Source organism: Vibrio marinisediminis (assembly GCF_014050145.1).
GTDB classification, from domain to species: domain Bacteria; phylum Pseudomonadota; class Gammaproteobacteria; order Enterobacterales; family Vibrionaceae; genus Vibrio; species Vibrio marinisediminis.
In genome coordinates, this window is the sequence record NZ_JACFYF010000005.1 from 204,147 (window position 1) to 219,002 (window position 14,856).

The 14,856-nt window shown below is 47.3% G+C and carries 16 protein-coding genes; 3 read left to right on the forward strand and 13 right to left on the reverse strand.

Going from position 1 to position 14,856, the window contains the following annotated elements; genetic code table 11:
* Positions 1-9 precede the first annotated feature (9 nt).
* Positions 10-486, reverse strand: coding sequence for a transcription elongation factor GreB (greB, locus tag H2O73_RS10950; protein WP_182108881.1), 477 nt, complete (start codon positions 484-486; stop codon positions 10-12).
* Between the two features lie 234 nt (positions 487-720).
* Between greB and H2O73_RS10955 the strand changes: the two genes are divergently transcribed.
* The 3 genes from H2O73_RS10955 to envZ all read left to right on the forward strand — a co-directional run bounded on the left by H2O73_RS10955 (position 721) and on the right by envZ (position 3,545).
* Entirely contained in the window at positions 721-1,284 is a 564-nt protein-coding gene (locus H2O73_RS10955) for a phosphoribosyltransferase (protein ID WP_182108882.1), read from the forward strand.
* A 155-nt stretch (positions 1,285-1,439) separates the two neighbouring features.
* Positions 1,440-2,159 (forward strand): osmolarity response regulator transcription factor OmpR, encoded by a 720-nt coding sequence (ompR, locus tag H2O73_RS10960; RefSeq protein ID WP_182108883.1) that lies wholly within the window; start codon positions 1,440-1,442, stop codon positions 2,157-2,159.
* A gap of 81 nt (positions 2,160-2,240) precedes the next feature.
* Positions 2,241-3,545, forward strand: a complete 1,305-nt coding sequence (gene envZ, locus H2O73_RS10965; RefSeq protein ID WP_182108884.1) for a two-component system sensor histidine kinase EnvZ — start codon at positions 2,241-2,243, stop codon at positions 3,543-3,545.
* An 85-nt stretch (positions 3,546-3,630) separates the two neighbouring features.
* Here the strand turns inward: envZ and H2O73_RS10970 are convergent, their stop codons facing one another.
* Genes H2O73_RS10970 through gspC form a run of 12 tightly spaced genes read right to left on the reverse strand, consistent with a single transcriptional unit; the run spans position 3,631 to position 14,832 of the window.
* Complete coding sequence (locus H2O73_RS10970) at positions 3,631-4,398, reverse strand: type II secretion system protein N (RefSeq protein ID WP_220457553.1); 768 nt, start codon at positions 4,396-4,398, stop codon at positions 3,631-3,633.
* Entirely contained in the window at positions 4,398-4,892 is a 495-nt protein-coding gene (locus tag H2O73_RS10975) for a type II secretion system protein M (protein ID WP_438696054.1), read from the reverse strand. The genes H2O73_RS10970 and H2O73_RS10975 overlap by 1 nt, the downstream gene beginning before the upstream one ends.
* 7 nt (positions 4,893-4,899) lie before the next feature.
* Positions 4,900-6,108: a type II secretion system protein GspL gene (gspL, locus tag H2O73_RS10980; protein ID WP_182108887.1), complete on the reverse strand. Its 1,209-nt coding sequence runs from the start codon at positions 6,106-6,108 to the stop codon at positions 4,900-4,902.
* A complete protein-coding gene (gene gspK, locus H2O73_RS10985; protein WP_182108888.1) occupies positions 6,074-7,087 on the reverse strand; it encodes a type II secretion system minor pseudopilin GspK in 1,014 nt (337 codons plus the stop codon). The genes gspL and gspK overlap by 35 nt, the downstream gene beginning before the upstream one ends.
* Positions 7,077-7,736, reverse strand: coding sequence for a type II secretion system minor pseudopilin GspJ (gene gspJ / locus H2O73_RS10990; RefSeq protein WP_182108889.1), 660 nt, complete (start codon positions 7,734-7,736; stop codon positions 7,077-7,079). The genes gspK and gspJ overlap by 11 nt, the downstream gene beginning before the upstream one ends.
* Entirely contained in the window at positions 7,723-8,079 is a 357-nt protein-coding gene (gspI, locus tag H2O73_RS10995; RefSeq protein ID WP_182108890.1) for a type II secretion system minor pseudopilin GspI, read from the reverse strand. The genes gspJ and gspI overlap by 14 nt, the downstream gene beginning before the upstream one ends.
* The gene (gene gspH, locus H2O73_RS11000; protein WP_182108891.1) at positions 8,066-8,650 is read right to left on the reverse strand and encodes a type II secretion system minor pseudopilin GspH; all 585 of its coding nucleotides are present in this window, start codon (positions 8,648-8,650) and stop codon (positions 8,066-8,068) included. Before gspH ends, gspI begins: the two co-directional genes overlap by 14 nt.
* Positions 8,651-8,709: 59 nt before the next feature.
* Entirely contained in the window at positions 8,710-9,156 is a 447-nt protein-coding gene (gene gspG / locus H2O73_RS11005) for a type II secretion system major pseudopilin GspG (protein ID WP_182108892.1), read from the reverse strand.
* A gap of 33 nt (positions 9,157-9,189) precedes the next feature.
* Positions 9,190-10,422, reverse strand: coding sequence for a type II secretion system inner membrane protein GspF (gene gspF, locus H2O73_RS11010; protein WP_182108893.1), 1,233 nt, complete (start codon positions 10,420-10,422; stop codon positions 9,190-9,192).
* Positions 10,422-11,909, reverse strand: a complete 1,488-nt coding sequence (gene gspE, locus H2O73_RS11015; protein WP_182108894.1) for a type II secretion system ATPase GspE — start codon at positions 11,907-11,909, stop codon at positions 10,422-10,424. The genes gspF and gspE overlap by 1 nt, the downstream gene beginning before the upstream one ends.
* On the reverse strand, positions 11,906-13,927 hold the full coding sequence (gene gspD, locus H2O73_RS11020; RefSeq protein ID WP_182108895.1) for a type II secretion system secretin GspD: 2,022 nt from the start codon (positions 13,925-13,927) through the stop codon (positions 11,906-11,908). The genes gspE and gspD overlap by 4 nt, the downstream gene beginning before the upstream one ends.
* A 35-nt stretch (positions 13,928-13,962) precedes the next feature.
* The gene (gene gspC, locus H2O73_RS11025) at positions 13,963-14,832 is read right to left on the reverse strand and encodes a type II secretion system protein GspC (protein WP_182108896.1); all 870 of its coding nucleotides are present in this window, start codon (positions 14,830-14,832) and stop codon (positions 13,963-13,965) included.
* Positions 14,833-14,856 lie beyond the last annotated feature (24 nt).

A 14,856-nucleotide genomic window follows, 5' to 3' on the forward strand; every position in this document is an offset into this window, starting at 1 on the left:
GGTCCGAGGTTAATCGTGGTAACGAATCACGTTAATAAACCACTCTTTGTAACCTTCCGGCGTCTTTACTGAAAATTCGTCATCGACTTCTTTTTTCAACAATGCGCGTGCCATCGGCGAATCGATAGAGATGTAGTTTTTCGCGCCACCGTAGATTTCATCAGGACCGACGATGCGAAATGACTTGATGTCGCCTTGTTCATTTTCAATCTCGACCCATGCACCAAAGAACACTTTGCCTTCTTGCTGGGGAGAGTAATCAACCACAGTCACTTGCTCTAAACGTTTACGCAAATAGCGCACACGACGGTCTATTTCACGTAGGCGTTTTTTATTGTATTGGTAATCCGCATTTTCACTGCGGTCGCCCAAACTCGCCGCCCAGGTCACTTTCTTGGTCACTTCGGGGCGATCTTCTTTCCACAAGAAATCGAGTTCTTGCTTGAGGCGGTCAAAGCCTTCACGGGTGATCAGGTTGGTTTTCACACTACTTGTCCATCTCGTCGAGTATTCATTGATTGTCGCTGTTTTTTATTCACAGGCAATAGATAACGCCGTTCACAACGGTAAATTTTTCTAAATCCCAAACAACATCCCGCTAAAATTTCACACGAAACAGAGTAGAAATACGGAACAGTTTCGCCTTATCTGTTCTCTTTTAGCAGGGTGGTAATTGCAGCACTATAGCAATTAGTTACTGTATCTTATAAGGAAATAAACATGCGAAATGATAGCGACCAAAAGAAGAACTCTCGCCATAACTTCATTGGTGAAATCGTTCTCTCTACTGAGCAAGTCGAGCAAGGTGTCACTCACGTTGCACAGGTCCTTAACCAGCGTTTTAATGGTGAGAAGGTGGTATTTGTCTCGGTTGTTCCCGGAGGGATCTTATTTACTGCCGATCTGATCCGCAAAATCGATTTTGATGTAAAACTAGACTACGTATCTTGCCACCACACGCCTGGCTCAAGTACCAACAACTCTGAAATCATTTACCAGCAAAACGTCAGTATTGACGGTGCACACGTGATCTTACTTGATGATGCCATCGAGACCGGTGGCACAATGAAGCGCGTGGCGGCTTTTTTTGCTGAACAGAGCGGTGTGCAGTCAGTATCGATTGCCTGCCTATTTGTAAAGCCCGGTCGGATTGATATTCCATTTACACAATTCTTTGCCTACGAAATGGAAAATGACGACATGCTTATCGGCTACGGGCTATCGTGGCAAGAGCACCTACACAACTTGCCTTATGTCGCAAAACTCATCCCTGAAGATAAATGATTACTGTCACAATTATCAAACGCACAGCCGTGTAATTAAATCGAATCGGCAAAAAAGTGCTTAAGATAAAAAGAGTAACAATTTCGGCAAGCACGCTTTGACAAACAGTGATACATTTTTGGGTATATGCTTCGCTTTTTGAATAAGGTGTTTCAATGCAAGAAAATCATAAAATACTCGTAGTAGATGACGATGCTCGATTACGTGCGCTTTTAGAGCGATACCTATCTGAGCAAGGTTTTCAGGTACGTAGTGTTGCCAATGGTGAACAAATGGATCGCCTACTGACGCGCGAAAACTTCCATTTGATGGTGTTGGACTTAATGCTGCCAGGTGAAGATGGACTCTCTATCTGTCGCCGTCTGCGTAACGCCAACAATGAAATGCCGATTCTGATGCTCACGGCAAAGGGCGATGAAATTGACCGTATTGTCGGTTTAGAAGTTGGGGCGGATGACTACCTACCAAAACCGTTTAATCCACGTGAATTATTGGCACGAATTAAAGCAGTTTTACGTCGCCAAACCACTGAACTACCGGGAGCACCAAGTGCCGAAGAGTCTATGGTTGAGTTTGGTGAGTTTCGTCTCAACCTAGGTACACGTGAAATGTACCGTGGCGATGAAGCAATGCCATTAACCTCCGGTGAGTTTGCCGTGCTAAAAGCATTGGTGACTAACGCTCGTGAGCCACTCTCACGCGATAAATTGATGAACATGGCACGTGGTCGTGAATACTCAGCGATGGAGCGTTCTATCGATGTGCAGATTTCTCGCCTACGTCGCATGCTAGAAGTCGACCCTAGCAAACCGCGCTACATCCAAACCGTGTGGGGGCTAGGTTACGTATTCGTGCCAGATGGCAAAGAAGCGTAATCAGCAAATCAACCAACAAGTGCGAGCATTAGCCTCGCACTTTTTCTAGCTTTGTCTTCTCGCTCTCAATAGGTTATCTCTATGCGTTTTCGCAGTTCCTTTACTCAATCTATTCTACTGTTTGTCACTCTACTGATTGCCAGCCAAGTCTACTCTTACTACGCCGTGTTTAATTACGCCCTACTTCCTAGCTTGCAGCAGTTTAATAAAATTCTAGGGTATGAAATCAACTTAATGCTCGACCACCCCGACAACAGCGACAGCGGCTTAGTGATGGATGCACCACTGCGTCGGCAAATATTGGAGCAACTCGGCGTTACTATTCATGCCAAAGATAGCCCAATTGCCGAGCAGTACCACCAAGCGATCAACATTGATTTGATGAGCGAAGAGATGAGCCATGAGCTTGGCACGCCAACCAATGTGCGCATGGCATTGGGTGAAGAGAGCTATATTTTATGGCTCAATATTGAAGCGATGCCTGAATCCTTAATCCGCATCCCGCTGTCGGAGCTACAAGAAGAAGATTTTGCACCGCTATTTCGCAATAGCTTATTGATGGCACTGCTAATTATAGCCGGTGGCTGGCTCTTTATGCGTTTACAAAACCGCCCGCTACTGGCATTGCAAAAAGTCGCCAAAGGCGTGGGTCGAGGTGAAATTCCTCCACCGTTACCGGAAAAAGGCTCAACCGAAATTCGCTCGGTTACCCGCGCCTTTAACCAAATGTCGAAAGGCATTCAAGCCTTAGAAGATGACCGAGCCTTGCTTATGGCGGGTATCAGCCATGACTTACGTACACCACTGACACGCATTCGATTGGCCACGGAAATGATGTCACCAGAAGACAGTTATTTGGCGGAAGGCATTATCAGTGATACTGAAGAGTGTAACGAGATCATCAGCCAGTTCATGGATTACTTAAAGCCGGTGAACAAACAATCTTTCACCGAGGTTGACCTCAATGACATCGCTGAAGACCTAGCGCACTCTGAGGGCAATGGTGAATACGTTGAGATTGTGACGGAATTGCACCAACTCAAAGCCGCTTTTGGTAGCCCAATTGCCATTAAACGAGCCATCAGCAATCTCGTGGTTAATGCGGTACGTTACGGTAATGGTTGGATAAAAATATCAACGGGGATGACCGCCGATAACAAGCTGTGCTGGATTTGTATCGAAGATAATGGTCCGGGAATTGAGAAAGACCAAGTAGCCAAACTATTTGAACCTTTCACTCGGGGTGATACTGCGCGAGGCAGCGAGGGTACTGGACTTGGTTTAGCCATAGTGAAACGCATCGTCAGTCAGCACCACGGTTCGGTAGTGGTCAATAACCGTGGCGAAGGGGGCTTGAAAGTGCAGGTCAGCTTCCCAAGTAAATAACCCGCTCACTCAGATAGCAAAAAGCCCCTAACAGGGGCTTTTTCATTATTCGCAAAGTGCTCGCAAAGTCATACACACTGGAGAACTACAAACGACCTCGATAACTAAACTGATAACGCCCTTGGTTATCAGGCGTAGGTAACCATTTTAGTTGCTCCGCCAACGCATCTGGAAACTCTGGCTGCGGGTTAAACCAAGCCTTGGCGCTATATTGGTGGTTCGCTTGCAAGTCGAGCGAAAATTCACTCATCACTTGTTGGCTTCGCTGCTTACCCATGACCTTGATATTACTTTCCTTACAGCTTAAATCGGCAATCACCGGTCCCAACTCTAATGGCGCTAATGGCGTGCCTATTTGATCGGTATTCCACACCAAGTTGCCTTTACCTGAACGACAATATGGCGCGGCGTATTGCAATGACTCTATGCTCAACTCAAGTTGACCTGTAATATCTAATGGCACGGGAATTGGTGGCGCAAACTTCATCACCTGAGTTGCGGGCATGGAAGCGATAACATCTTCAGCATACGCACCTTGCAAACCATAACCCACGACGCCACGAGCGCGTAACTGCCAAGGGTTACCTCGCCCTAGCCGAACCTGTGCTTGCAGGTTACCGGTCAGCAATTTCGTTGGTTGCAACTGCCACGACACTTGACCAAGGTTATACTGTTGCCATTGCAGCTGTTGAACCTGCCCTTGCCACAAAGTACCGCTGGCACCGGCAATTTTTAGCTGGTTAGGTAACGGAGCATGAGCCAATACCGCCTGAATCGGAAGATGAATAACCGCACTGACAACGAATGCCACCACTAAAATCACAACCAGTAATATCTTGCTCTTCACTGCCATTACCCTTTGGTCAATTGTAGACGCTTAACCTCAACCACCCCTGCTTGAGTGCTTTTATCGATATCAAGAAACAGTACGTCAATCGCATGGTTTGCTTGCATATACTCAATCCAATTCACCAGTTGGTTAAACGGCAATGGTTGTACCCATACTTGCATTTCATTACCGCGCGGTTGTACGCGCACCAATTCAATATTAAAACGACGGGCTGAAGATGAAACCGCTTGGTTTAATGGCAATGGCGAAATGGTCTTAGCACCACTACCTCTCAATTCAACAATTTGATCCGCTTTGTCTTTTACCCAATTCAGTAACTGCTTTTCGCTATTGAGCGTTAACTGGGCTTGTTCAGCACGCTGAGTGATAGGTTGATAGATTGCCCAGTAAAGCAAACCAAAGCCCAACACAATGCTACCTATGATCGTTAAACGCTGCTCGCGCGGCGTGATGCGATACCACCAAGCTTGCAGCGAGCTAAAAATACTCTTCATCATCTTCTCCTCACTGCAATTTCAAAACAAAACTGCCCGTGACAAAATCAGCAGCTTTAGTTAGCTGACCTTGCTCCACCTGAAACTGCTGTTCCAGTTGCGTACGAGCCTGTTCAAACGACTGGAAGCCTTTACTGCGTGCTTGCAACTTAATTTCGCCACGTTTGCTATCAAACGTTAACCCTGTCATCTCAAAGTTCGGCACGTTTTTGAGCGCGCCCGGTAGTTTCACCAACCAATGCAAAATGGATTCTTCAGCGCTGCCACCAGCAAGGCGTTTTGCTTCGTTTTCCAGTTCACGCTTCAAATAACTGGTGGTCGGAATTTTACTCTTCGCTAAAACCGCACGGAAAATACGCTCACTTTCCGCGCGATAAAGATCCGCTTGTTGCTGCGCCTGTTGAGTGTGAATAAAGCTCTGCGCCAGTAGTACCACAACCAACACAACTGCTGCGATCGCCGATTTTTGCCAAATTTTTAAATGCTTAAGCAGGGATGATTTCGGTTTAAACCCACCCGTTAGTAAGTTGATTTTGCTGACAATGGCATGGCGAGCCAATAGTTGCATCACTAACTGAGGCTCACCTTGTTGCCAAGCTTGCCCTTCTGCTAGTGATAACGCAGGCAGCGGGCTATACGCTTCTAACGCTAGCCATTGCTGATCGGTCTTGACCCAATCCGATTGAGCCACAATAGCCAACCAATCTGACTCAACCGTTAAGGCTTGATAAGCCGATTTTTTCAGTAACCATTGATCTGATATTTCCACCGCCGCAATGCCCTCGACATCAGGCAATGCCAGCGCATCTGGAATGACTTTGGTCACTAGAAAGCCCGCCTCAGCCAACGATGCTAACTCTGCAGAGAGCCACTCTTTATCCACTGCCGCGATGAATGCCTGATCGCCTTGTTTGGCGAGTGTAGTAATGTGCAGGCTTTCCACATCTTGCGCGACGTCATCTTCAATCAGATAGGGCAACATGCTGTCAAACTGTCTTGCACCACCCGCCGGAATAGTGACCTGTTTTAGCAGCACATCGGCGCTATTGAGCAAGACAATGGTTGGTCGCTGCTGGGCATAACTCTCAATCTCTACCAGAGCTTGTCCGGCACTAAGTTCACCACTGGCGATAACTTCTTGCTGACTCTCAGACCAAACCAGCCACTGCTGGCTAGCTTGACGATTATTGCTCAGTCGAACGACTAGGTACTCGCTCACCGATTCCTCCAAAGCGACGGCTAATGACCGTCGCAGTTTCTCGATTTGCACTAAATAGTAAGCTACGAATTCTCACCCGAGATTCGCCAACGACTACTTGTGCATCCAATTCAAAATAAGCGCTATCCACACTGAGATAAGCTTTAACCTGTTTCTTTATCGCATCGTTCAGGGCTGCCAGCGGTGATTCAGACAAAAACTGATCGACGCTGCTCCAACCCTCAAATGGGCGATCTTCCAATAACTGCTGGGCATCACTCACACTGAGCTGGTTGCCAAACATGGCAGAAATAAGCGCAGCCTGCTCAGGCATCACCGTATTAATATTGAGTCGAAACTCCGATGTGGGTATCGCGCATAGAAAGGGGCGTACTTGTGCCATCACCTCTCCAGAAACTTGATTAATCGCGCGGAACTCACTCTCATCAGCCAGCACACTATTGGCGGTCATGTAATCTGGTGACATCGCCTCATAGGTACTGTCTTCAACGCCGGTCACTGAGTTAACTGTGGTGTTCGTATCAACAAATTCCCATGCGGAGTGAGCCACAATTTCGGTGACATAATCATCCACATCGAGTGCAGAGAGGAGATCTTGCAATACCGTGACCAAATAAGGCGCATTTTGCCCATTACTCCCCGCCTTCACCTCCACCAATGCATTTAGATTAAAGCACGCTTGGCGGTCCACTAACCGGCCCGTTAAGGTGCCATAATCCAGTGGGAAATTTTGCTCTTCCAAAGCCCATGGCTGAGAAAGATTGATGGTGTCGTTATCTTTATAGCTCTGCTCAATACCTTCAATCGCTAATGCTTCTGCACCAATGCTATACCAGTAGGCTTGCTGGTAATTGATTTGATTGGCAGAGCGCTTAAACTGTCCAAATAATCGTTCCGACATGGTAGCTGCAACCGCGGTCATCATTGCCAATAGCAACAACACCACTAAAAGCGCGACACCGCGTTGTTTACTCTTCATTGCTGCTCTCCAACGCAATCGAGCCACCGCCAGTCAGGTAGATCCGATCAATCTTGCCATAGTCGCTAAAGGTCAAAGAAACCTGCACCGCTTGGGGCAGCGTCATTGGCTGGCTCCAACTATCGCGCCATTGCTTACCGTCAAAAAAGCGCATTTCGAAGGCTTCCACTCCATCAATCAATGGCATGACCAAACCTTGCTGCCCAACGGGTGTATCAACGTAATGCCACCAAACTCGCTCCAACTGCGAATCTTTAACTCGATAGCCCACTTTGGTCACTTCGCCACGTGGAAATTGCTGGGCTGGGTTATGCCATCCTGCGCGCGCAAACATCACCCCTTTCATATCAGAATCCAGAAGGTTATTTTGCCACTCAATCAACTTTTTACTGGGCTCTTCACCATTGGTGCGCATTTGGCGCAATGCCATTTGGCGAAAGTCGTTGTCCATAAACACCAGCGCACGTTGCAAGGTTTTCATCCGCTCACTGCGCTGCTGAGAGATATCGTTACTGCGATATATTTGGTTGAGCACCTGTTGTGCACCAATCGCCATAAAGGCAAAAATCGCCATCGCGATCAGCACTTCAATTAAGGTAAATCCTGCCCGTGTTTTCAAACGCAATGCTGTCGACTTATTTGGCAACATAACTTCTCACCGTTACGATGGCTGCGCCTCTCGCCTCTCGTGCTACCTCGACATCAAATGCGCGAATCAACCCTTCTTGGGTTGAGACAGGTGTAATTGTCCAATACCAATCTCTATCAGCAAGGTTGTCTTTACCTGACTGTTTCTTTAACCCTTTCGGATCTAACATCACTTTCGCCATTTGATTGTCTGCGACCATCGCGGCAAAGGTCTTCTCTTCCATCAAGGTTAAGGTATTAATGTGTTGCCCAACCGAGCGCATTAACGCCATCGATGACATGGCAAAAATAGCTAATGCCACCAGCACTTCCAGTAAGGTTAACCCTCGTTCACTGCGCCTCATCTTGCTCTCCCGGCGCGAGTAAAATAATTTGACCATTTTCTTTTGCAACTACCTGCCAAGCCGATTGCTCTATATCCGCACCGCTCGGATAAATTGCAATAGAAAATGGGGTTATCTCACCACTCGACATAAAAAACACTTGTGGCTGAGGCAATACTTTTTGCTGTTCAAATTCGGCAAACATCTCTTCATCAAATAGCGATGATGGGTTAAATAGTCGCTCTTTATCTTGCCAAATAGAGCCGCCTAAACTGAAGGTCGCCGCCACCCCCTCTTTGAACTTTGTTTGGTAAGGTATGCGCTCCAATTTCAATGGCTTCCAGCCCTCTTCATCGAGCTGCTGCAAATAGTAAGTCGACTTTTCTTCATCGATACGTAAGCCAAAGTCGCGCCCACTCAATAGTGCTTCTTCATTAAGCAGCTGCAAGCGAAGCCACAATGATCGCGCTTGTAAGTTCGCCTCATCACGCTGATTATTTGGCAACGAAAAGACCACGACAGTCACTGTCACGGAAAGCAGTGCCACCACTAACAGCACTTCTAATAAGGTAAAACCTTTCTGATTCGACATTGCCTACTACATCAAGCTAGAAATGGCGACCTTAGCCGCCATTGGTATTAAGTGGAAGGTTACTGGAAGTCTGCTAAGTTCCAGTTACCAATATCAGCATTAACGCCTTCACCACCTTCCTGACCGTCTGCGCCTAGGGTAAAGATATCGATAGTGCCGTTGTCACCAGGACTTAGGTATTGGTAATCGTAGCCCCATGGGTCTTGTGGCAAACGCTTAATGTAACCTTCTTGCGGGTAGTTGCGCGGGGTTGGGTTACTTGGCTCACTCACGAGCGCCTCTAAACCTTGGTCTGTCGTTGGGTAGACATTGTGGTTTAAGCGGTAAGTATCTAACGCGGTTTCTAGCGCTTTAATATCCACAGCGGCTTTCTTTTGTGAGGCAGTGTCTTTACTACCGAGTAGGTTTGGCGCGACCACGCTGGCAAGAATGCCGAGGATCACCACCACGACCATCAATTCTAATAAGGTAAAGCCGGACTGTTTTTTATTGCGTTGGTTTTTCATTTTTTCTCCAATAACACAACTGCGTTGAGCTTTTTATCTGCTCATTAAATTATTCATTTCTAATATTGGCATCATCGTCGCCATCACGATAAACAGCACTAACCCTGCCATTAAGGCAATCATCAGTGGGGTAAAGATGCCCAAAGAGATGTTGACCATCGACTCGAAGTTGGCGTCTTGGTTATCCGCCGCTCGGGTTAACATACTCTCAAGTTCGCCACTTTGCTCACCGGACGCAATCATATGTAGCATCATCGGTGGGAAGAGTTTGGTTTGGTCGAGTGACTTACGTAAACTCGATCCTTCTCGCACTCGGTCTGCCGCCAGCAAGACTTGCTGTTTCACGTATTGATTAGACATCACATCCACGGCGACGCGCATCCCTTCCAAAATTGGAATAGAGCTTGAGGTACAGATCGACAAAGTACGCGCAAAACGCGCGGTGTTTAAACCACGAGCAATTTTACCAATTACCGGCATGCCTATCACTTTACGGTCCCAACTTAAACGGATCTTGGCTTGAGACAAAGCCAAACGCGACAAGTAAACCAGAGCGATAAAACCGAGCAGAATGTAAATCCACCAGTTTTGTACAAACTCACTGCAAGCGATCAAAACCTGAGTCGAGAAGGGTAACGCTTGCCCCATTTGCACAAACTGACCCACAATTTTTGGTACCACGGATGCCAATAAGAAGGCAACAATGCTGACCGCAAACACCACCAGTACGGTTGGGTAGATCAATGCTTGTTGCAGTTTACTGCGCATCTTTTGCCGGTTTTCCGCGTACTCAGCCAAGCGCTCAAGCACACTGTCGAGATGACCGGATTTTTCACCCGCCGCCACCATTGAACGAAACAATTCATCAAAGATATGCGGATAATCCGCTAAGCCATCCGCCAGCGTATGCCCTTCCACGACTTTAGATCGCACCGCCAATAGCATAGTGCGAATACGTGCTTTTTCTGATTGCTCAGACACCGCACGCAAACACTCTTCTAAAGGCATGCCCGATTGTACTAAGGTAGAGATTTGGCGCGTGATCAGCGCCAAGTCTGGCGTACTGATACCACGTTTAAAGGATACTGTCGTTGCTGCGGTTTGCCCTTGTTTAGCAGAAGCTTTAGCGCGTGTTGGTACCACATCAATCGGCACCAAGCCTTGATCTTTTAAACGGCTGCGAACTTGGCGAGCATTGTCACCTTCGATAACCCCTTTTTGGGATTTGCCCTTCGCATTAAGCGCTTTGTATTCAAACGCCGCCATTAGCTTTCCTTAGTCACACGCATCACTTCTTCGAGCGAGGTGATACCTTGGCGTACTTTTTCTAAACCGTCGCCACGAATAGCCGGTGTTTTTGGGCGGATCGCTTTCTCGATCGCTTGTTCACCTGCTTCATTGTGGATCAGTTCTTGAACTTGCTCATCCACCACCAGCAATTCATAAATACCGGAACGTCCGCGATACCCTTTACCGCTACACTTCTCACAACCCACGGGCTTATAAAGTGTCAGTTCTTCATCCGACGCTAAACCAAACAACGCTTTTTGCGCCGTATCCGCTTGGTAGCTTTGCTTACATTGTGGGCAGAGCGTACGCACTAATCGCTGAGCTAACACACCCAGTAGCGATGAAGAAATGAGAAATGGCTCAATCCCCATATCACGCAGACGCGTAATAGCACCAATAGCGGTGTTGGTATGCAATGTCGACATCACCAAGTGACCGGTCAGTGAGGCTTGCACCGCAATTTGCGCCGTCTCTAAGTCACGGATTTCACCCACCATCACCACATCAGGGTCTTGACGCAAAATCGCCCGCAAACCGCGAGCAAACGTCATATCCACTTTAGGGTTAACCTGAGTTTGACCAATACCATCGATATCAAATTCAATTGGGTCTTCTACGGTGAGAATATTGCGCTCGTTACTGTTAAGCTCTTGCAAGCCCGCATACAAGGTTGTCGATTTACCCGAACCCGTTGGACCCGTCACCAAGATGATACCGTGCGGGCGATCAATCATGCTGCGGAACTGTTGATGGGTATGTGGCTTCATGCCCAAGCTATGCAGATCAAGACGGGTCGCGTTCTTATCTAATAAACGCATCACCACACGCTCACCGTGTGACGATGGCATGGTCGACACTCGCACATCGACCGCTCGACCACCAATACGCAATGAAATACGACCATCTTGAGGGATGCGTTTTTCAGCAATATCGAGCTTTGCCATCACTTTGACGCGAGAGACCAGTAATGGCGCTAATTTTCGACTTGGTGAAAGCACATCTCGCAATACACCATCAACGCGGAATCGAATCGCTAAGCTTTTTTCGAAGGTTTCGATATGAATATCTGACGCCCCTTCTTTGATCGCTTCGCCAAGCATAGCGTTGATCAACTTGATGATAGGTGCGTCATCTTCGGACTCGAGCAAATCTTCGTCGTGTGGCAAATCTTCCGCCAATGAGAAGAAGTCATCATTATCGGCACCAATGTCTTCCATTAGCTGACGCGCTTCTGAAGAGTCACGCTGGTAAGCCTGAGTCAGTTTTTTCTCAAACTCATCATTGCTCACCGCTTGCAAGGTAAAGTTTGCTGGCATTGTACGCTTTACTTCCAGCAAGGCTTCTATCGCTAGCGGCTCGACATAATAAAGCGTCAACCCTGATATGGTTTGCTCCAACACTAGGTTAAAGCGCTTAGCAAAGCTAAATGGCAGACGACGATGAGGGGTCACGAGCTCCATCATTGCTTGCTTTCCATCTGATCGATAAACGCTTGAATTTCAGCAGGGTGCTGACGTTCTTGTCCGAATTCTGGTAACACCGGAATGTGGCTGTCATCCATCAACTTCAGACCTTGCTCAGATTTATACAGCTGCTCAGCACGGATAAAGTTGTATTTACGCTGAGTAATGCCGTCAGCGGTGACGCCATCGCGAATAATGGTTGGCTTAATGAACACCATCAGATTTTTCTTCTCAACCTGAGTGCTGGTCGACTTAAACAAGTGACCTAACACCGGGATATCACCCAACAGTGGCACTTTTGATTCACTCTCCATCGCGCGCTCATCTATCAAACCACCAAGCACTATCATTTGACCGTCTTCAACGATTACTGAGGTATTTAGTTGGCGCTTAGCAAAGCGTACGTCAACCGCGCCATTGGCGCCCAACACATTCGACACTTCTTGCTCGATGTTGAGTTGAACTGAGTTGCCTTCGTTGATTTGTGGTACCACTTTCAGTTTGATGCCCACTTCTTTGCGGTCAACGGTTTGGAATGGGTTGTCATTGTTTGACCCCGCCGTTGAACCCGTCAACACAGGTACTTCTTCACCGACAATGAATGATGCTTCGCCGTTATCCATCACCGTAATACTTGGAGAAGAAAGAATATTGGAATTAGAGTCGGTGGAAACGGCTGTTAGTAGTGCTGTCCAGTCGCCCATCATGATGCTCACCGCAGCACCATTCACGCCTTTCAGCGCTGACGCTAGCGTAGTGTAGTCACCTGACTCCGTCACACTGTATGGAACTCGGTTGCCATTGTTGTCTGTGTAGTATTCTGTACTTGTTTGATCAGAGGCCTCTTCCAATCCCACCATTACTTGCCCTAGCTGAGCACCAGTATTGCCGTATTGAATAACCGCGCCGCTCTCTAGCGAGCCCCACTGCACGCCAAGGTTAATGCCATCACCTTCTGCCATTTCAACGATAAGCGCTTCAATGAGCACCTGTGCGCGGCGGATATCAAGTTGAGCGATGACGTTTTGTAATGCCGTCATAATGGATGGAGGAGCCGTAATCACCAAAGCATTGGTCGAGACATGCGCGGCAATCATCACTTCATTCGCTGATGAACGAGAGTTTTTAGAACCTGCGGATTTTTCGGCTTGTAGGTTGTCAGATACCCCTTTAAGCACATCGACTAAATCTTCAGCTTTGGCGTACTTTAGGTACACGACTTGGTTGTTGCCTTTGGTGGCCATTTCCACATCAAGCTGCTGAATGAGCTTGCGCAGGCGCTTACGCACTTGTGGATCACCAGAAATCAGTACTGAGTTAGTACGGTCATCCGCCACTAACTTAGGTTGCAAGAATCCTGGGGTGTTTTTGCTGTCGCTGCTCTTATTCAAGGCATCAACAATACGAACCATCTCTGCTGCCGAGGCGTTTTCCAGATCCACCACTTCAATTTCTTTGTCGCCCGCTTGGTCAACACGTTTAATGATGTCCGCTAAACGGTTAACGACCGCAGCACGACCGGTAATAAGAATGATATTGGCGGGATCATAGTGGACCACGTTACCCGCACCGGCATTGTCATTAAGCTGACGCAACAACGGCGAAAGCTCACGCACCGAGACATTACGTACCGCGACCACGCGCGTGACCACGGCGTCACCAACGACATTGCCATCACCTACAACGGGAATCGCTGAGGTTTTCGCATCTTTTGATTTAATGACTTTTAAAATGCCATTGTCCATGTCAACAACAGCATAGCCGTACACCTCTAACACATTGAGAAAGAAGCTATAATATTGCTCTTCACTTAATGTGTCGTAACTGCGAACGTCAATTTTGCCACGCACAGAGGGATCAACAATGATGGTTTTCTCTAGATTACGACCAACGATATTAATAAATTCTTGAATATCTGTGCCTTTAAAACTGGCACTGTATTCGCTCGCGATTGCCATCGGAGAGGCTGCTAACGATGCAGCCAATAACCATGCGCTTTTCTTAAGCCAATGCTTCACTTTTTTGCTCCTCAAAGGATAACTCTTTGCGCGTTTTACAATTCGATATAGATATCGTAGGGTTGTCCATCACGCTCTACGGTCAAATTCAATTCTGTCAGTTCTGAAAGGCTGTTAAATATCTCACCCATTGCGGCACTATTACGCAAATCTAGCCCATTGAGTTGAGTGGCGACATCGCCTTCTTCTAGACCAACAGCGTCAAACAATTCTCGACTTTTGCCAGGGCTCAGTCGATAACCCACAATGGTTTCATTACGCTTTATCTGTGACATACGAACATACTGAAAAATCTGTTGTGGATTGCGGGTAATTTCCGCGCGGATTTGCGCCAACTTATTTTTAGTTTGGTTTGAGATCGTCGCCGCTGGTCGTTTTTTTTGCACTGGGCTAGAGAACTTTAACCCTTCCAGCATCACCGTTTCATTGCGCCCTGCATTGTCTACGATGACTCGGTCAGATTGCACTTGCACCAGTTTTGCCCGCGTACCTTCAATCACCTCATCAATGCCATAAGTAGCTTGTTTGCCGCCTTTAGCAATTACCGCCAGATTTTTTTGAGGGTTGGTACTGGTTACCACACCAACCACCACAATGTTTAATCGGCTTTTCGGGGCATCTTCTAGTTTTGGTTGTACCGTCGGCTTTTTAGCGACTTGATAGTGCCCAAATAGATGGCTGTTGTGTAAGTTGGCTAAATCAAGCTTCGTTTGTGCACCTTGCACAGCTGAAGAGGATGGCGATTGCCATTTTACTAATGGAGACTGCTGATAAGGAAACCAAATCAGACGGCCTAGAATCCATGCTGTAAACAACAATAACGTTACCGTGGCCAAGACACTGATTCGTGCTTGATTGGCAACTAGCTTTTGTAAAGCTGGAGAACCAGAGCTGAGCGGCTTCACTGTATTTCCTTGATGACTGGGCTT